Origin of the sequence: Caballeronia eucalypticola (assembly GCF_047608185.1) — a bacterium.
Taxonomy (GTDB): domain Bacteria; phylum Pseudomonadota; class Gammaproteobacteria; order Burkholderiales; family Burkholderiaceae; genus Caballeronia.
In genome coordinates this window covers 1-17,025 of the sequence record NZ_JBLKRU010000037.1, presented here as the reverse complement: position 1 = coordinate 17,025, position 17,025 = coordinate 1, and the positions used below count along the sequence as shown (strand labels likewise).

General features: G+C 56.5%; 17 protein-coding genes and 2 pseudogenes. 2 read left to right on the top strand and 17 right to left on the bottom strand.

Annotated features, from left to right (window positions below; translation table 11 throughout):
* Nucleotides 1–19: 19 nt before the first annotated feature.
* Nucleotides 20–523: pseudogene (locus tag ACMX25_RS30525) on the bottom strand (2Fe-2S iron-sulfur cluster-binding protein); the annotation flags it as partial.
* 461 nt (nt 524–984) lie between these two features.
* Nucleotides 985–1,506, bottom strand: a complete 522-nt coding sequence (locus tag ACMX25_RS30520; RefSeq protein ID WP_414953643.1) for a hypothetical protein — start codon at nt 1,504–1,506, stop codon at nt 985–987.
* Nucleotides 1,507–2,030: 524 nt separating this feature from the next.
* Here ACMX25_RS30520 and ACMX25_RS30515 point away from each other — a divergent pair.
* Nucleotides 2,031–2,573, top strand: a complete 543-nt coding sequence (locus ACMX25_RS30515; protein WP_414953642.1) for a MarR family winged helix-turn-helix transcriptional regulator — start codon at nt 2,031–2,033, stop codon at nt 2,571–2,573.
* A 159-nt stretch (nt 2,574–2,732) separates the two neighbouring features.
* Here the strand turns inward: ACMX25_RS30515 and ACMX25_RS30510 are convergent, their stop codons facing one another.
* The 10 genes from ACMX25_RS30510 to ACMX25_RS30465 are packed head-to-tail and all read right to left on the bottom strand — an operon-like array spanning nt 2,733 to nt 12,105.
* The gene (locus ACMX25_RS30510; protein WP_414953696.1) at nt 2,733–3,944 is read right to left on the bottom strand and encodes an ABC transporter substrate-binding protein; all 1,212 of its coding nucleotides are present in this window, start codon (nt 3,942–3,944) and stop codon (nt 2,733–2,735) included.
* Nucleotides 3,945–3,999: 55 nt separating this feature from the next.
* On the bottom strand, nt 4,000–5,040 hold the full coding sequence (locus tag ACMX25_RS30505; RefSeq protein ID WP_414953641.1) for a branched-chain amino acid ABC transporter permease: 1,041 nt from the start codon (nt 5,038–5,040) through the stop codon (nt 4,000–4,002).
* An 8-nt stretch (nt 5,041–5,048) separates the two neighbouring features.
* Nucleotides 5,049–5,933, bottom strand: coding sequence for a branched-chain amino acid ABC transporter permease (locus ACMX25_RS30500; RefSeq protein ID WP_414953640.1), 885 nt, complete (start codon nt 5,931–5,933; stop codon nt 5,049–5,051).
* Between the two features lie 14 nt (nt 5,934–5,947).
* Nucleotides 5,948–6,709, bottom strand: coding sequence for an ABC transporter ATP-binding protein (locus ACMX25_RS30495; RefSeq protein WP_414953639.1), 762 nt, complete (start codon nt 6,707–6,709; stop codon nt 5,948–5,950).
* On the bottom strand, nt 6,706–7,485 hold the full coding sequence (locus tag ACMX25_RS30490) for an ABC transporter ATP-binding protein (RefSeq protein ID WP_414953638.1): 780 nt from the start codon (nt 7,483–7,485) through the stop codon (nt 6,706–6,708). Before ACMX25_RS30490 ends, ACMX25_RS30495 begins: the two co-directional genes overlap by 4 nt.
* A gap of 49 nt (nt 7,486–7,534) precedes the next feature.
* A complete protein-coding gene (locus tag ACMX25_RS30485; RefSeq protein WP_414953637.1) occupies nt 7,535–8,224 on the bottom strand; it encodes a DUF2848 domain-containing protein in 690 nt (229 codons plus the stop codon).
* Between the two features lie 54 nt (nt 8,225–8,278).
* Nucleotides 8,279–9,631 carry an amidase gene (locus tag ACMX25_RS30480; protein WP_414953695.1) on the bottom strand — a complete coding sequence of 451 codons (1,353 nt, stop codon included), beginning with the start codon at nt 9,629–9,631 and terminating at the stop codon, nt 8,279–8,281.
* Between the two features lie 2 nt (nt 9,632–9,633).
* Nucleotides 9,634–10,014 (bottom strand): cupin domain-containing protein, encoded by a 381-nt coding sequence (locus ACMX25_RS30475; RefSeq protein ID WP_414953636.1) that lies wholly within the window; start codon nt 10,012–10,014, stop codon nt 9,634–9,636.
* 50 nt (nt 10,015–10,064) lie between these two features.
* Nucleotides 10,065–11,546, bottom strand: a complete 1,482-nt coding sequence (locus tag ACMX25_RS30470; protein WP_414953635.1) for a 4-hydroxyphenylacetate 3-hydroxylase family protein — start codon at nt 11,544–11,546, stop codon at nt 10,065–10,067.
* Nucleotides 11,547–11,577: 31 nt separating this feature from the next.
* Complete coding sequence (locus ACMX25_RS30465) at nt 11,578–12,105, bottom strand: flavin reductase family protein (protein WP_414953634.1); 528 nt, start codon at nt 12,103–12,105, stop codon at nt 11,578–11,580.
* A 259-nt stretch (nt 12,106–12,364) separates the two neighbouring features.
* On the opposite strand from ACMX25_RS30465, the gene ACMX25_RS30460 reads away from it, so the two are divergent.
* Entirely contained in the window at nt 12,365–13,594 is a 1,230-nt protein-coding gene (locus ACMX25_RS30460) for an IscS subfamily cysteine desulfurase (protein WP_414953633.1), read from the top strand.
* Nucleotides 13,595–13,943: 349 nt separating this feature from the next.
* On the opposite strand, the gene ACMX25_RS30455 is transcribed toward ACMX25_RS30460, so the two are convergent.
* From ACMX25_RS30455 to ACMX25_RS30435, 5 genes and pseudogenes are all read right to left on the bottom strand, one after another.
* The gene (locus tag ACMX25_RS30455; RefSeq protein WP_414953632.1) at nt 13,944–14,243 is read right to left on the bottom strand and encodes a hypothetical protein; all 300 of its coding nucleotides are present in this window, start codon (nt 14,241–14,243) and stop codon (nt 13,944–13,946) included.
* An 87-nt stretch (nt 14,244–14,330) separates the two neighbouring features.
* Nucleotides 14,331–14,678: pseudogene (locus tag ACMX25_RS30450) on the bottom strand (nitrilase-related carbon-nitrogen hydrolase).
* Between the two features lie 92 nt (nt 14,679–14,770).
* Nucleotides 14,771–14,920, bottom strand: a complete 150-nt coding sequence (locus ACMX25_RS30445) for a hypothetical protein (RefSeq protein ID WP_414953631.1) — start codon at nt 14,918–14,920, stop codon at nt 14,771–14,773.
* Between the two features lie 244 nt (nt 14,921–15,164).
* Nucleotides 15,165–15,749 (bottom strand): LOG family protein, encoded by a 585-nt coding sequence (locus ACMX25_RS30440; protein ID WP_414953694.1) that lies wholly within the window; start codon nt 15,747–15,749, stop codon nt 15,165–15,167.
* A gap of 691 nt (nt 15,750–16,440) precedes the next feature.
* The gene (locus ACMX25_RS30435; protein WP_414953630.1) at nt 16,441–16,893 is read right to left on the bottom strand and encodes a carboxymuconolactone decarboxylase family protein; all 453 of its coding nucleotides are present in this window, start codon (nt 16,891–16,893) and stop codon (nt 16,441–16,443) included.
* Between the last annotated feature and the right edge of the window lie 132 nt (nt 16,894–17,025).

The following is a 17,025-nucleotide window of genomic DNA, read 5'->3' as shown; positions in this document are numbered from 1 at the left end:
CAGTGAGTACGGCGCGCCATCATTCCTCGACCTTGCCAATTACCATTGCGGGGTCCAGTCCCTTCGGGCACACAACCATGCGAATCATGATCGTGTGGCAACGCAACAGACGATTCAGAGGTTTTCCCGGTTGTCCGCACGTTCACCTCTCACTTCGTCGCCGTTGTCCGCAATGAAAACGATCGGCCTGCAGCAAGCACGCCGGACTCACGAACTTGTCCGGGTGTCGCCAGAGACTCAGGCGCGAAGTGAAGCAAACGGTGCTTAGAATTCACTCGTACAGGTCGTCTAGCTCGTCGAGTTCTTCAGGTGTCTGCAGACGCTCCTTTCCCTGCAGCGGTGTGTTGATAATCAGGCACGTTTGATCGAGTGACAATGGTTGAAAAATTGCACGAAGTCGCCGATCAGATCGCGCGCAACGCAGGCCCAGAAGCGGACGCAGCATAATTCTCTGCGGCAAGTCGTTCGTTTTCTGCACGCAGGAAAGATCGTTCTTGCCGTTGATGTTCACGGCGCCCGAACCGCGTTAGCCTTCGGTCTCGCGTCAACACTCAAGATTAGACCGACCGGTGTGCCGATAAAACAAAGTTCCGGCTAGCGAGGTCCCCCTTGTCGATCCCGAGCGTTTCGCCGAATCGGGCCTCCGCCATCAGATCGGGAATATGCCGACATCGTGGATGTAAATCCGACACGAGGGAGCACGCAAACGCCGCGCCGCTGTAATGTGTGCTGCTGCTGAATGCCCCCCGACACGCTGCTATCGTGTTCGCTGCGCACACCGTTCTGATCGTTACATACGGCAGGGCTATCAGTCTAGGGCGCCGGGCTCGAACGTCAGTTGGGCGCGGAAACTCTGGTCCATCGAGCCGGTGGGCACCTGTCGCCGGAGATAGCGACTTTCTGGTCTTGATAAACCGATTGTGCACGCCCTGTTGCTTGCTGCGACAGAGCCTGCGTACGCGCGCTTGCCGCCAACCGCGTGGATTATGATAGAGCGGCCCTGATGCGATCGACAGCATCAATGCTGAGCTTTCCATCTGCTAGGTGGTCACGCGGACACCATGGATACGGCAGCTTTTGCGCCCACAGCATGATCGGCTCGACAACCACACGCGGCAATGTGGTCATCTCTTCGATAGTTATTCGAAGCGTTCGAATCAGCCCTGCATCCTCCTGCGCCCATTCGTATCTGCCAAAGCCGACGCGCCCCAAACCTGTACCCTTTTCCGACATGCACACGAGCCAGTTGCAATCAAATGCTGAGTCAGTCACCGGTGGTTCACCTATGCAAAAGGTGTAGACATTTTCATAGCGCAGACCGAACTCACTGACTAATACGTCCGAAATGGCTTTTGCACCTTTGACCGTGCTCGGAAAGACGATATCCTGAGTGTTCACTTGCATCGTCAGTTCGGCGTGGGCGGAGAACACCTGAGGCATCAGATGCGGACGATTGCCGTCCTTGGCGCGAATATAGGTTTCGATGTTTTTTTGAAGAGAGATCATGAGCTATGCCTACGGTCGCAGGTTGTGAGGCGCTGAGTCTATCGCCGTACAGCGAGCGAATGGAAATAGCCCCTAATTCTTTCCGGGCATGAACTTAACGGTTTATAGAGAACGGCTAGCTCTGCAATAGTGCTCTTCGCTAAGTGTTCTCCCGAAGTAACCTTGTTCGCTGCAGTTGATTCCTCGGCAGTCCGATGTAGAGCCTTTGCGGAGTTGAAGTTCGTGGCCCGCTGAAATTCGTTTGCCAACACCGCTTGCTGCTTGGCAAAGGAACGTTTGTATTTGATCGCGGGCGTTCCTTGCGCGTCAAAACACCGCTAAAACTCGCTAAAAGTCACTTGCGCCCTGTACTGCCCGCGAACTGCGTCCCGCTGACGAGCACCCGCACGACTTGCGGCGCTGTATGCGTACTCCCAGGAATTGTGACCCTAAGCCGGTTGGGGCTGGGATCCAGTTGCCTTTGATCTTTGGCGTATAATTTTTAAACAAAGTTAGATAAGCAAGGTCATCAACCGAGGAATGTAATGGCAAAAACCCAGGCAGAAAGAGTTCTCACAGTGACCAACCCCAATTGTCTGGTGGACGGAAACGATATAGCGTTTCGGCACTTGATTAACGGGTTGTTGCCATTTGCTGCCCGTCTTCTATCAGTGCGGGACGGATTCGGCAATCTGATTGGGCTGACAGGAATCCAGTATTCGTTACTAGCCTCGATCGCGCACTTGACGCAAACTGAGACAGTTACAGTCAACCAACTCGCAGATCATCTTCACCTAAGCGGTGCCTTTGTAACTATCGAAACGGGTAAGCTCAAAAAACTGGGTCTCGTCGACAAGCGATCCCATCCTGACGACAAACGCAAGATGCGGGTGTCCGTCACGGCATCCGGCTCAAAGTTGCTTATAGAGCTTGCAGCTTCGCAACAGCGCATTAATGACGTGTTATTCGAAGGCGTCAGCAAAACCGAGTTCAAGGTGCTGTGCTCGGTGGTGGATCGGCTGGTCATTAATGGCGATCACGCAACCATTGATCTCGAACATCTGATTGCACGAAAAAGCAAGACATAACCTGTTGCAGCCTCCAACGGACTGCCAGTCCCTTTGCGAACCGGATCGCGGACAAGATCGGTCCAGTCCCTATCATATTGTGCGACGTGCTTGGTCCTCACCGCTTCGTAAAATTCGAACAGGCTTTTCGGACGGGCACCTAGATTTGCGGCACTGGCTCTATAAAATTGGGCAATGGCTCAACTTTAGCGGCTGGAACGCGTCTTTTCCTTGGACTACCTCCTTGATCTTGTAGTAATCCCACGGCCGTTGCGACTCTTGTGGGCTTTTCACTTGCACCAGATACATGTCGTGCTCCAACACTCCGTCAGGCCGGATTACGCCATTCGTCGCGTAGAAGTCGTTGACGGGTGTCTTGCGCATCTGGCTCAACACAGCGTCGGCATCGTCAGTTCCTGCGGCCTTGATCGCTTCAAGGTAATGCAGGGTTGATGAATAAACGCCGGCGTGCACCATTGTTGGCATGCGACCCGTCTTTGCGAAGAAGCGCTGCGACCATTTCCGTGTGGCGTCGTCGCGGTCCCAATAGAATGAGGTTGTCAGCGTCATGCCCTGTGCGGTCGCCAGCCCGATGCTGTGAATATCGCTGATGAAAATCTGCAGCGCAGCAATTTTTTGCTTTCCAAGGCCGGTGATCTGGAATTCCCGAGCCGTCTTGATCGCGTTCACGGCGTCGGCTCCCGCATCGGCCAACCCGATTACCTTGGCCTTTGACGCCTGCGCCTGAAGCAAATACGAAGACAAATCGGATGAATTCATCGGATGCTTCGAACGCCCCACTACCTTTCCGCCCGCCTCCGTCAGTGCGTTGCTCGCGTCTTTGTCAAGCGACGCACCCAGCGCGTAGTCGACGGTCAGGAAGTACCAGCTATTGTCGCCGCTCCGAGCCAGCGACCTAACGGTGGTGGCGGCTAGCGCGTAGGTATCGAACCCATACTGAAGCGTGTATGGCGAGCAGTCTTGGTTTGACAAGCGTGTCGTTCCCGCGCCCGCAGCTATCGCGATCTTGTGCTTCGCCCTCGCCACGTTCGAGACAGCCAGCGCGACGGACGACGGCAACAGATCTTCCACCATGTCCACGTTCTGATTGTCAAACCAGTCCCTCGCGATGGTCGCGGCCACATCCGTCTTGTCCTGATGGTCGGCGCTGACGACCTGGATCGGCGCACCAAGTACCTTGCCGCCGAAATCGTCTACCGCCATCTGCGTAGCCATCACCGACCCCTTGCCGCCGATGTCCGCGAACAATGATGACATGTCGGTCAAAACACCGATCTTGACGACACCGCCGCTGATCTTGCCGGACTGTGCAGCCGCAGCCGTGGACATACCAAGTGCAACCACTGCCCAACCTAATCTCCTCAAGCTCATCTTGTACACGATCGTTCTCCTGATTAATTTGAAGGTTTTCACATCTCAACGTCGCTTAGCCCAGCTTGCCGCCGCCCTCGAAACCATTCACCGTGGCGGGAAGATCTTTGTGTCGCGTCGTGTCCAGACGCTTGCGCTTACTCGCCCAGGAAGCCAATTCGCCTACAATCCCCCGGCGAAACAGCAGAACGCAGCCGACAAACATGATTCCAGTCACGAGGCTGACCAACTCGCCCAGGCTCTGGAATGACACGATATGAGTCACCTCGGCGAGCCAGACACCGAGCGAAGAAAGCTTGGTTTCGAGTGTGATCAATATGACAGCGCCCATAACCGGCCCCCAGCGGGTTCCGAGGCCGCCTAGCAGTGTCATCAGGATCACTGTGCCAGACATCGTCCAGTGCACGTCCGATAGTGTCTCGAAGCCAAGCACAAGTGTCTTCATTGCGCCCGCCAATCCTGCGATGGCCGCCGACAGAACGAACGCCAGCAATTTGAAACGACTCGCGTCATAGCCGAGCGAGATCGCACGCGGCTCATTCTGCTTTAGCGCAGTCATGATCCTTCCGAAGGGCGACGATGTGATCCGGTTAACGAACACAAATACTGCGACGCTGATGGCAAGGATCAGGTAGTAAAGCGTAAGGTCGTTGTCGAGCGAAATCACGCCTAGCAGGTGACCTCGCGGCACGCCCTGCAGACCGTCTTCGCCACCGGTGAAAGGCGCCTGTACACAGAAGAAAAAAAACATCTGAGCGAGCGCGAGTGTGACCATCGCGAAGTAGATCCCTTGACGCCTAATGGCAAGCAGCCCGAACACAAGACCGAACAATGCACCAGCGCACGTGCCGAGCAATAACGCCACTTCAGGTGGCCAGCCGAGGTCGCGCATAACATAGCCTGCGAAAAATCCGGCACCGCCAAAAAATGCTGCGTGTCCGAACGACAGCAATCCCACCCGTCCCAGTACCAGATTCAATGAGCACGCGAATAGCGCGAAACACATCAGCTTCATGAGAAATACCGGGTATGCGCCCAGCCAGGGAGCTGCTACCAGCAGCACCATCACCGCGCCGTTGAGAACTGACTTCTGCATACTGCACCTCATTTCGCGTTACCAAAGAGCCCTGCTGGACGGACCAGCAGCACTAGCGCCATGATGACGAACACAACGGTCGCCGACGCTTCCGGATAGAACATTTTCGTGAGGCCTTCAATCACACCAAGCGCGATGCCGGTGGTCACTGACCCAAGGATCGAACCCATGCCACCGATCACCACGATCGCGAACACCGATATGATGATGTTCTGGCCCATCAGTGGCGAGACCCGCATGATTGGCGCAGCAAGCACGCCAGCTAGCGCCGCGACAGCAACGCCGACGCTATAGGTCAGCGTCACCATGACCGGGACGTTGACACCGAACGCGACGACCATACTTGGGTTCTCCGTCGCGGCTCGCAGCAATGTCCCGATGCGGGTGCGTTCCACGGTCCACCACGTTACGAAGCACACTGCCACGGATGCCACTACGACCCAGCAGCGATACGTCGGCAACATCATGAAATGCAGATCGATGGCCCCCGTCAGCAGCGAGGGCGTGGCGTAGGGCAATCCGGAGACGCCATATGCGGAGCGCCCTAGGCCCTCAATAATGAGCGCGAGCCCGAGTGTCAACAACAACCCATACAGCGGATCCAGCCTGTAGACACGCCGCAGCATGGTCCGCTCGACCAGGGCGCCGAACGCACCGGCAAGCAATGGCGCAAACAACAACATGACCCAATAGTTGATGTCTAGATAAGTGCCGCCCATCCACGCCAACAATGCGCCGAGCATGAACCAAGCACCATGTGCAAAGTTGATGACGTTGAGCAAGCCAAAGATGACAGACAAGCCCAGACTAAGAACGGCGTAAAAGCAGCCGTTGACAAGGCCGAGCATCAACTGGCTTGAGAATGCAGATAACGGGATATGAAACAGTTCCACGGTAATCGTCCGGTTCAAACGTTGAGCAGTTCGTGAAGCACGTTCATCTTTTCGTCGAGCTGCGCAGCTTCGAAATGCTCGACAATCTGACCATGTTCCATGACGTAAAAGCGATCCGCGAGGGGCGCGGCAAAGCGAAAATTCTGTTCGACAAGAATGATCGTGTAGCCCTTCGACTTCAGCAACGCGATCAATCGGGCCAGCGCCTTGACAACGACCGGCGCTAGCCCCTCGGATATCTCGTCGAGCAGCAAGAGCTTTGCACCGGTACGTAGAATGCGTGCTATCGCCAGCATCTGCTGTTCACCACCCGACAGGCGCGTGCCTTGACTTGCACGGCGTTCGGCAAGGTTGGGAAACAGGCTGTAGATCTCCGCAATTGACATCACGTTACTGACAGCATCGTCATAATTAACGGCAGCGAGGCGCGGCGGAAGCATCAGGTTTTCCTCGCAGGACAAACTCGCAAATATGCCGCGCTCCTCGGGGCAATAACCGACGCCGCAACGCGCAACACGCTGAGTCGAGAGCGTGCTGGTTTCCCTACCGTCAATCCGAATCGAACCCTTGCGGGTATCCGTCAAACCCATGATGGCTTTTAGCGTCGTACTGCGGCCGGCGCCGTTTCGGCCAAGAAGCGTTACGACCTCGCCACGCGCAGCGCGCAGGTTGACGCCGTGCAGGATATGGGATTCGCCATACCACGCGTGCAAATCGAATATCTCGATCGCGTCCGGACGCTTGATCGGTCGCATATCAACAGCAACTTCGCTCATGCGACGGCTCCCTGGTGTTCGTCATAGGTCGTCCCCATATAAGCCTCCATCACTCTCGGGTCAACCGAGACAACGGCATACTGTCCCTCCGCCAGCACTTCGCCGCGTTGCAGTACCGTGATCGTGTCAGAGATACTCGAAATTACCTTCATGTTGTGTTCGACCATCAAAATCGTGCGCCCCGCCGATACCCGCTTGATTAGTTGCGTGACGCGATCCACGTCCTCACTTCCCATGCCTTGAGTGGGTTCATCGAGCAGCATCAACTCCGGGTCCATGGCAAGCGTCGTGGCAATCTCCAATGCTCGCTTGCGGCCGTAAGCCAGTTGAACAGTCGGCACGTCTGCGAACGCCGCAAGCCCAACCTCATCCAGAAGCACCATGGCTCGCTCATCGAACTGTTTTAGCACCGCCGCACTTTTCCAGAAGCAGAACGACACCCCCAGCGCACGTTGCAGTCCGACACAAACGTTTTCGCGTGCGCTCAAATGAGGAAACACGGCAGAAATCTGAAACGACCGGATGATTCCACTGCGAGCAATCGCGGCCGGCGCTGCGTGCGTAATGTCCTCGCCATTGAAGAGAATCTGTCCATCCGAAGGCGTCAGAAACTTAGTCAGGAGGTTAAAGCACGTGGTTTTTCCCGCGCCGTTGGGTCCAATCAACGCGTGTATCGTGCCCCGCTGGACACGCAGATTGACCCCGTTCACAGCGGTGAAGCCATTGAACGACTTCGTCAGAGCGCGGGTCTCAAGAATTAAATCGACCTGTGTCATGTTGTCTTATGTCCTCCCCAAATGTCCGTGTGCTGACTGGTTCCTGAAATCATCCCAAGACAGGTAGGGGCTGCACCGCATACTCGTGGCGCAGCGTCCGGCCTAGTACCGGGTCGTCCAGTTCGATCTCGAAGCGCTCTGCGGGCCGGATGCCACCCAGCGCAGCCAGCGTGCCGCAGAGCATGGCCGTGCCGTCGATAAACGTGCCGCCATGGTCTTCATATCGTTCGAGCAAGTCCTGTGGCGAGCGCATGGCCGTGACCGCGCCCTGCTGATAAAGCACGCGTTCTCCGTCGATGGTTGCATGGGCCCGTAGCACCAGCTGGTCCCAATGCGCTGAGACCTCGTTGAGCGGCCATACCTTGCGCGAACACGGCTTGTCGCACATTTGCTTGGATACGGTAATGCCATAGGTCTCGACTTCGCGGTCCGTATGATCGGACGCGATACCCACAAAAAATTCTCCCCGGTCCCTGAGCAGCAGGAACTCGACTTCTCCGCTGCTTTGAAAACCGCTCACCTGAACCTGAGCCATCGGTCCGAGTCGCTCGGAGGCCACGCGATAAAAAACCGGTGTGTAAGCCGGTGGCTTTACGCCCAGTTCTTCAAGTTCGCGAATATGCTTTCCCATTGCTATCGTGTCGCGGCCGGTCCAACCGGCAATGACCAGCGTGTCGATGGCCATGACACGCTCGGAATGGCCATTGCGATCTTCAATATCAAAAATGAGTGTTTTCATCGGAAACTCCTTGTCGGTTTGGGGGCGATTTTTCGGACAAACATGCTGAGGCCACTACGCCCTTCCGGTCTGTTCGCGTATAAGCGCTTCCACGCCCATGGCCGCCGCGAGCAGACGGCGGTCGCTCATGTGTGGTCCCATCAACGTTACGCCGACAGGTGCGCTAGCATTCTCATGACACGGCAGTGATACAGCGCAGAGATCGAGCATGTTGGCAATGGAAGGATTGCGCAGCAGCAGGCGGTTCGTCGCGGTAAAGACGTTTTCATCGGTGAGATCATCAATACGGGGCGCCACGATGGGCACGGTCGGCATCAACACCGCGTCAAACGGTCGAAGCTCGTCGTGGGCTTGCTCGCACAAAGTCGTGCGACGCGCCTTCGTCCTCAGATACTCGGCGGTGCTTTGCTGGCTCCCGAAGCGAATTCGCGAGAGCACCCGCGGGTCGTAGCGCTCCGCGTGACCGGCGATCATCTCGACGTGCCACGCCCATGCCTCTGCTGCCACCAGTCCTCCATGCGAGCTCAATTCGGCGACTTGATTCCAACTGGCGAACTCGATTCGCTGTAGTAAAGCGCCCGCCGCTTCAAGCCGAACGAGTACGCGTTCGTACGCGTTCGCCACGTCCGAGTCCATATCTTCAAGCACAACGTTGCACGGTACCGCAAGCCTCAGGCCGCGCACCGCCCGCGGCGCGGGAATCGAGCGAGGGTCGCCGGCCATGACCGCGTCTACCGCCGCACAGCACGCGACACTGGGCGCCATCGAGCCGATAGAGTCGTAGCTCGACGACAAGGGCACCGCGCCGTCCAGCGAGATGCGCGCAGCTGTCGGCTTGAAGCCTGTAGTCCCGCATAACGCAGCTGGAATACGGCACGAACCGCCCGTGTCTGATCCGATCGCGACTGCAGCCATCCCATCTGCTACTGAGACCCCCGCTCCCGATGATGACCCGCCGGGAATGCGGCCGACGCCCCGGTCGAAGGGATTGCGCGGCGTCCCATAGTGGGGATTGATTCCCACGCCGGAATAAGCGAACTCCGTCATGTTGGTGCGGCCGACGAAGATCGCGCCTGCGGCGCGCAAGCGCCCGACAGCGACGGCGTCGCGCGTCGCAGCGCGCTCGGGTAGGATTCGGGCACCTGCACGTGTCACTTCGCCTTGTACGTCGAAGAGATCTTTGACGGACACCGGAATGCCCGCGAGTGGACCTGCGACCCCGTGTTCTCGCAGCAGATCGCTCGCGCTCGCTTGCACTGCCGCGGCGGCGCTCACGCCGTACGGGAAGACGCGCGGGCCTTCCCCGTTCTGGCGTTCAATGCGCGCCACGCAAGTCGCGAGCAATCCACGCGCATCGATCCTGCCATCAGCGAGCTGGGTTAGCAGCGCATTGAGTGTGGGCAGCATCATCAGGCCGGATCGAAGTAGTGAATTTCGAGCAACGTGCAACCGGCCTCAGACTTGAAGGGACCGTGATACGCACCAGGCGGACGGCATGCGTAGGTATTCGGCGCAAACGACTCCCCGCCCCCACCCTCTGCGTCGTTGCCAACGGTCAGGTCACCATCGATCAGATAAACCTCTTCCCAATAACGGTGCACAAACGGAGCCGTGGTAAATACCCCGGGCTGGAAACGCAATAAGCGCGTGCGGCTGCCAGTACCGCTGTTCTCATCCAGCGAGCCAGACAGAATCTTTTGTTCGATCCCGCTCGGGTAACCAGGAGGAACCTCCCAACCTGCCGACAAATCCAACGCGTGAAATTCGTCATGAAGTTTGTTGATGGCCATGCCATGCTCCCTGAAATAAGAAAGTAAAAACAAGAAAAAGGTCGAAGTTCTCAGGCAGCGCGCCGCGCCGGCGCAAGTTCGTCAGCGAGGGAGTAGCTGCCCATGATGTTGTCGACAAGGTGCGTGGCGCGCTTCCAGTCATAGGTCCGGTACGCGTGGCCTTTCGTAACGAACGAAGCGCCCGCGTAAAACAGTTCGTATTGGTTGTGACGGGATGCAAATTCGGAACCGACAGCGTCCCAGGCAAGTTTGAAGAACTTGACACGCTCTTCGGGATTGCATACGGGTGATTTCTGCGTCTTTTCAATGATCCGCAACAGGTCATCATTTTCGAAGTCGTGTACGCTCGACGGCAACATGATCATCCCGCCGCCAGCGAGCTCACGCAGCGTATTGAGCACCTTCGAGTACAGCTGCTGCGTCACCACTTGCGAGCTGTACATCAGATTTCGATCAGGGACGTAGTAGCCCTGTTCCATGTGACCGCTTGCTTCCATGCCGGCCACCCAGGCCTCCACCATCGCAGCCTCAGACGCCAGTTGACCCAGCGTTTCGCGGACCTGAGGAAAACCGTTGGTGCCGTTGACCTCGGTAATCTTGAGTGCAATGCCGACGAGAAACCGCAGCTTGACCATCAAGCGAACCTGGCATTGGTAGTTCTGGTAGCTGTGCGCCGGCGTGGCGTGAAACTGCTTCGCGCACATTGCTACGTCACCTGCGACAAAAATGCGCTCCCATGGCACCTTCACATCATCGAAATAGAGAACTGCGTCGTTTTCGTCGAAGCGGCTGGAAAGCGGATTGTCGAAGACCGACGGCGCATTCTCCTCGTACGACTTCCGTGACATGATCTTCATGCCCTTGGTATTCATCGGCACGGCGAACGACAGCGCGTACATTTCGTCGCCTTCGCGAAGTGGCTGTATGCAACTGCAGAACACTTCGTTCGCCATGATCGCACTCGTGGCAAGCATCTTCGCACCACGTACCGTGATGCCTTCCGCATCCTGATCCACGATGCCCACCGCCAGGTATTTGTCTTCCTGCTCGTGCGCCCCCTTGGCCTGGTTCGCTTGCGGATTGACGATCACATAGGTCAGGAACAGATCGTTGTCCCGCGCATATTTGTAGTAGTCGCGCAAAGCGCCAGCACGGGCCGGATCGTATTGCTCGAACACGTCAATGCCCATATACATCCCCGAGATGCAGGACGCCACGTGATCCGGCGAACGACCCATGAAGCCATAGTGCAATTCCGTCCAGGCCTCCAAAGCGGTGCGGCGCTGGACAAGCTCGTCGTAACTGGTCGGCAGTTGCCATATTCGGCTCACCCCGTCGCCTGTATCGGGCGACTTGAACGTCATTTTCTCGGCATTCTCCGGGCGCGCCTGATAGTCATACAAATTGGCGTAGCTGCGGATTGAATTACGAAACGCTGGATGCTCGGTTACGTTAGCGACAGCCTGACCGTTCAAATAGACTTCCCGGCCATCGTGCAACATCGCGATATGTTGGGTCCCGTTCTTGATCATGATGTTCTCCTGGGTCATACGACGTGTGTGTTCAGGCCGCAATGGGCTGAAAGCTGTGTAAAGCGTGATATTTACCGCCAAAGAAGATCAGCGGGCGGCCGTCTGCGCGCGCTTGGTATTGCGTAACACGGCCGATAAAAATGACGTGGTCACCGCCGTCGTGCTGGGCGTACGGTTCGCATTCGAACGTCACAAGCGCGTCGGGCAGCAGAACTGCCCTGCCGTCAGCGCCAATCTGGTCCATTCCGTCCCATTTGGCGGTATTTGCCTTGGCAAAACGATTCGATATCTCCTGCTGGCTTTCGTCGAGGACATTGACCGCGTAGGACTTCGCGGCGCACAAGTCTGGCAAGCTCAAGCTGCGGCGATCCACCGAAAACAGGATCAGAGCCGGATCCAGCGAAACCGAGTTGAATGACGCCACAGTGATACCAATTGGGGCCCCCTCGTCCCGCGGTGCAGTAATCACCGCGACGCCCGTCGCGAACATCCCAAGCGCCCCTCTATACCGACGCTGCGCGTCTTCGCGATTGCTTTGCAGTACCCCGGTGTTGTCCATCTCTCGCTCCTTTGTCACGATCAAATCGCCCGGCTCCGCCGGCAAGCTAATCAACTAATTTAGCTTTGTGTCATAGCTATTATTAAAGGCTTAATCTAAAAGTGTTTCAAGATGTCGTAAACCCTGATTTTGCAACCTGTGCCTTAAACAACCCTACTGGAAGCAAGGGAGAAGCACTTCTGGACTGACAAGCAGCGCTAGACTCGCGGATTTGAAGCTGACCTCGCACACGATCTGCACTCGCACTGGAGTATGTTCAATGGAAAACCAATACAAAGATTCGACCCGGCCGATCTACATGGACTACAGCGCAACGACACCCGTCGATCCGCGTGTGGTCGAAAAAATGGTGCCTTTTCTGTACGAGAACTTCGGCAATGCCGCTTCCCGTAGTCACAGCTACGGATGGCACGCGGAACAAGCTGTCGAGGCTGCGCGCACGGAGGTCGCTGCGCTTCTGCACGCGGACTCGCGCGAGATTGTTTGGACTTCGGGCGCCACAGAGGGAAACAACCTGGCCATCAAAGGCGCGGCGCGCTTCTACAAAGGCAAGGGGGGGCACCTCATCACGGTTAGAACGGAGCATAAAGCCGTGCTTGACACATGCAGAGATCTCGAGCGTGAAGGGTTCGAAGTCACCTATCTTGATGTTCAGGATAACGGACTGCTCGACCTCGATGCGCTACGCGACGCACTGCGCCCGGACACGATTCTTGTCTCTGTAATGATGGTCAACAACGAGATTGGTGTGATTCAACCCATCGCGAAAATTGGCGCGATGTGCCGCGAACGAGGCATTATTTTTCATTGCGACGCGGTACAGGCCGCGGGAAAGGTGCCCATCGACGTGAATGAACTTAATGTGGATTTGATGACGGTTACCGCGCACAAGGTATATGGACCCAAGGGAATCGGCGCCTTGTACGTGAGGCGCAAGCCCCGCGTGCGCATCGAGGCCCAGATTCACGGCGGTGGCCACGAACGTGGCATGCGCTCAGGCACCCTGCCGACCCATCAGATTGTGGGAATGGGCGAAGCGTTTCGAATCGCCAAACTCGAGCTGGCATCCGAGAGCATGCGGGTAGGCGCGCTGCGCGACCGTTTGCTGGCGGGGCTCAAGCAGATCGAGGAAACTTATGTCAATGGAGACATGACGCATCGCATTGCGCACAACCTGAACATCAGCTTTAACTTCGTGGAAGGCGAGTCACTGATCATGGGCATAAAAGGCGTCGCCGTTTCGTCAGGATCCGCCTGCACCTCGGCCTCTCTCGAGCCATCGTTCGTACTTCGCGCATTGGGCCGAAACGACGAACTAGCTCATAGCTCGATTCGTTTCACACTAGGAAGATTTACGACCGAGATGGATGTAGACGCGGTGATCCTCCAACTGCACACTACGGTGGCGAAGCTGCGTTCGCTTAGCCCGCTTTGGGACATGTACAAGGATGGCGTGGATTCGAGCACGATCGAGTGGGCAGCGCATTAAGCCAATGCCGGCCCAATTCTGTCCTGGGCCAGAGGTGAGCACGACCACAGTGTCGTGTGACCTTCGTTCGGCACAATACAGTCTTCAACAGAACATACATCCTTGGAAGTGTGTCTCGTCTGTGATCGAGGAAGCGTGGTCATTACTGTTCCAATACGCCGGGCCTATCCGACTTTGAGGTGCTCGCAATCTTTGAATTCCAGACGACGCACAGCGTAATCCCGCTCCCGCGTTTCTCATTCGAGTGCGCACCGATCCGTAGGTCTCCCGCTCCTGCACCGGTTGGGCGGAAGCGAATTTAGATGCGCAAGTCAAACGGTTGTAATATCGTTGCCGCTCTATCAAACGCTTACTTGAGCAATTCCACGGAATCCTCGACAACCGTCTTCGACTGGGCGGTCCGCTCGTGCACATGCGAAGTCTCCGTGCGATCAATCAGCAAACCTAAGAATGCCAGGCCGACTATGGTGCCCCGCGAATCCATCATGCGTTTGCACTTGTCAATCAATCGGAAGTCAAGGTCGGCAATGACCTCTCCCTCGCCGGAACGCAGCGGCTCGCCCAGCAACTCACGTTCGGGCGAGACAATCGCCGTAAAGCAACCGCTCGAGATCGGGCCAATTGGGCATCCCCTATTCTTCATGATCATGGCTTGCTGTTCCGCATCCAGCCATTAGGTGGCATTGGTCATGAACGCACCGGACTCCAGTGCGTGCTGACGGATGTTGACCTGGATTTACTCGGAAAAAGCGTCGCCCGAAAACGAACCGGGATACATTGCCGAGTGAATTTGCTCTCCATCGGCCATCAGCGCGTAACGCGCGCGTGGATTGTAATGCTCCCAGCAAGCCAGTTGACCGATTCGCCCGACCGCGCTGTCGGCCGCCTTGAGATCCGACCCTTCGACTTGGCCCCCAGGACCATTTGTTCATGGTAAGTCGGGGAATTTTTTTCGACGCCGCTGAATCAAGGTGCTGTCCGCGATCAACAATAACTGGGTGTTATAGATCGTACCGCCGTCGCGCTCGTTCACGCCGATAGACACAACCGTGGCCGCCTCTTTTGCCGCGTTACCAATGGCCAACGTGGTGGCCGTCGGGACCGTTACCGACTGCTCAAGCAAACGAATCTGTCGGCGCCCATCGCGTAAGGCGACGGCACAAACGAGAAGTACGGTTAGTACGGCACCACGGTTTCCGGGAAGGTAGCGAACTGCACACCCTGGCGACCCAATTCGAGATTCTTTTTGGCGACTTTTCCGGCCGTGCCTTCCCGACTGTAAAGAACCGGACTAATTTGTACTGCGGCAGCTTTAACGATAGTCATGACACGTCCTATTGAGGATAGTGAATTTAGTAGCGCAAAATGTGTTGAAGGTACAAGCAACGTTCGTTTGTACCTATGCGGCAGTTGCGCAAGGACAAATCCGGTAACAAGGAAAGCGGCGCTCATCCAGTTGCGGGTGTATTTTCCCGCAAACGTTATTCCGCTCCCTCAGCACCGCGAGTTGGCCACGGATGGAGTGGCGCTATCGTGGCGGAGACGTTATCGGCTTCTAATCCTAGTTCAATCAGACCGCGTTATGCTTCTCAGCCCATCTGTCGTAGCGGGCCGGCACATAACGCTTCAGCTTCTCGATCATCTCCGCTGGCTCCGCCGACACCTGCAGCATGCCGAGATACGCGCGCTGCATGAACCCTTCCTCGACGGTGTGCTGCAGCATTGCGAGCAGCGGATCGTAGTACCCGACGACATCGAGTAGCGCGACCGGCTTCTGGTGATAACCAAGCAGCGCCCATGTAAAGACCTCGAAAAGCTCCTCGAACGTGCCGATTCCGCCGGGCATCGCGACAAACGCATCCGACAGTTCGGCCATCTTCTTCTTGCGCTCGTGCATGTCAGGCACGATGTGCAACTCGGTAAGATTGGTATGGCCGACTTCCTTGCTAAGCAGTAGTTCAGGAATCACGCCGACGGCGCGGCCGCCCCTCGCGAGCACCTCGTCGGCGATGAGACCCATCAGGCCAACGCGGCCGCCGCCATAAACCAGTGACATGTCCGCTTCGACCAGCGCACGGCCGAACGCTTTTGCGGCGTCGGCATAGACGGGGCGGGTTCCGAGCGCGGAGCCGCAATACACACAGATTGTCTTGATCATTGGGAGTCCTCCGGCATTACGATTTTCGGCGCGGCGTCTTTGCGCGGCGTCAGGAAAGGTGCCGCGAGCGGCCGCTTATTACACTCCAGTGGAAGGGTCAATACAGTTCAAGTGCTAAGCCCAACTATTTGTATGGCTACTACCCACGCTACACAGCACTTGCATCAGCAGCCCGACTCATCGCCATCGAGGTCAACAAATACCTCAAAGAAGCCCATGGCATGAGCGAGCACTCCTTCTAAAATCGAAGCGCTGCCATAGTGCCTTGTGCAAACCCGTATCGAACACGAACTATCTACAACTGTTCCCTACGCATATACACGAGAGACAGAAAGCAATTCCGCTCCCACGCCACGACTTCGTAACTCCTTGTGTAGAACCCGGTCGTCAACACAGAGGAATCGCCCATCAGTAGATTTTCATGCGAGCGGTGACCAATGACTCCTACAATTCGGCCGCCGCACCACGCTGCTGACGATCGAGATTCATGTTCGCGCTGGTGTGTCACGTGTCGAACGAACGATTAGCGTCCCTCAAGTATGGACCTAACTCCAGAATGACCCATGACATGCGCAGGTATCTGCGAACTGCTCGACGCCTCTGAGCTCAATATCTCGGTTCATAAAGGTTCCGCAAGGATGGCTAACGAATCGACGTGCTACGAGCGAAGCACTCGCTTACGAGGCCTTCATGCTTTGGTGGCGGCGGGAGGCGAGCGGAACGCAATTCCGAATCGATTAAAGGCGTTCATCAAGCCGATCGCATAGGTTAGATCAGCCAGTTCTTTATCGTTGAATTCGGCAGCAGCGGCTTCGTAGTCAACATCGGGAACGTGGGTTTCGGCTACGCGTGTCACGGCTTCTGCCCAGGCGAGTGCGGTGCGCTCGCGGGTACTGAATACTTCCCCTGCGTCGCGCCACACGGGTACGAGTACGAGCTTGTCTGCCGTAAGGCCGGAATTGAGGAGGTCTCGGGAGTGCATATCGATGCAATATGCACAGCCATTGATTTGCGAAACTCGCAGATACACCAGGTCGACCAGTTGTTTTGGCAGACCGCTTTTCTGAAGAGTGACGTACACCGCTCCGAAAGCCTTGAAACCATCAGCCGAAGCTTTGGCGTAGTCGATTCGATTACTCATGATGAATCTCCATATGCGAAAATTAAGAGACTCCATCGTGCTGCAACTTGGCCTATTGATAAAGGTCCATGATCCGGCTTAAGCACTAGGCCATGATCCCCCCAAAGATGACCACCGCCGACGTCATATCAA

Bases quoted from the DNA above. Each gene is read 5' to 3' on its own strand.
- ACMX25_RS30435 (WP_414953630.1), bottom strand. From the start codon at position 16,893: ATGAGTAATCGAATCGACTACGCCAAAGCTTCGGCTGATGGTTTCAAG.
- ACMX25_RS30470 (WP_414953635.1), bottom strand. From the start codon at position 11,546: ATGATCAAGAACGGGACCCAACATATCGCGATGTTGCACGATGGCCGG.
- ACMX25_RS30505 (WP_414953641.1), bottom strand. From the start codon at position 5,040: ATGCAGAAGTCAGTTCTCAACGGCGCGGTGATGGTGCTGCTGGTAGCA.
- ACMX25_RS30480 (WP_414953695.1), bottom strand. From the start codon at position 9,631: ATGCTGCCCACACTCAATGCGCTGCTAACCCAGCTCGCTGATGGCAGG.
- ACMX25_RS30460 (WP_414953633.1), top strand. From the start codon at position 12,365: ATGGAAAACCAATACAAAGATTCGACCCGGCCGATCTACATGGACTAC.
- ACMX25_RS30520 (WP_414953643.1), bottom strand. From the start codon at position 1,506: ATGATCTCTCTTCAAAAAAACATCGAAACCTATATTCGCGCCAAGGAC.
- ACMX25_RS30455 (WP_414953632.1), bottom strand. From the start codon at position 14,243: ATGATCATGAAGAATAGGGGATGCCCAATTGGCCCGATCTCGAGCGGT.
- ACMX25_RS30510 (WP_414953696.1), bottom strand. From the start codon at position 3,944: ATGAGCTTGAGGAGATTAGGTTGGGCAGTGGTTGCACTTGGTATGTCC.
- ACMX25_RS30445 (WP_414953631.1), bottom strand. From the start codon at position 14,920: ATGACTATCGTTAAAGCTGCCGCAGTACAAATTAGTCCGGTTCTTTAC.
- ACMX25_RS30485 (WP_414953637.1), bottom strand. From the start codon at position 8,224: ATGAAAACACTCATTTTTGATATTGAAGATCGCAATGGCCATTCCGAG.
- ACMX25_RS30515 (WP_414953642.1), top strand. From the start codon at position 2,031: ATGGCAAAAACCCAGGCAGAAAGAGTTCTCACAGTGACCAACCCCAAT.
- ACMX25_RS30490 (WP_414953638.1), bottom strand. From the start codon at position 7,485: ATGACACAGGTCGATTTAATTCTTGAGACCCGCGCTCTGACGAAGTCG.
- ACMX25_RS30475 (WP_414953636.1), bottom strand. From the start codon at position 10,014: ATGGCCATCAACAAACTTCATGACGAATTTCACGCGTTGGATTTGTCG.
- ACMX25_RS30495 (WP_414953639.1), bottom strand. From the start codon at position 6,709: ATGAGCGAAGTTGCTGTTGATATGCGACCGATCAAGCGTCCGGACGCG.
- ACMX25_RS30465 (WP_414953634.1), bottom strand. From the start codon at position 12,105: ATGGACAACACCGGGGTACTGCAAAGCAATCGCGAAGACGCGCAGCGT.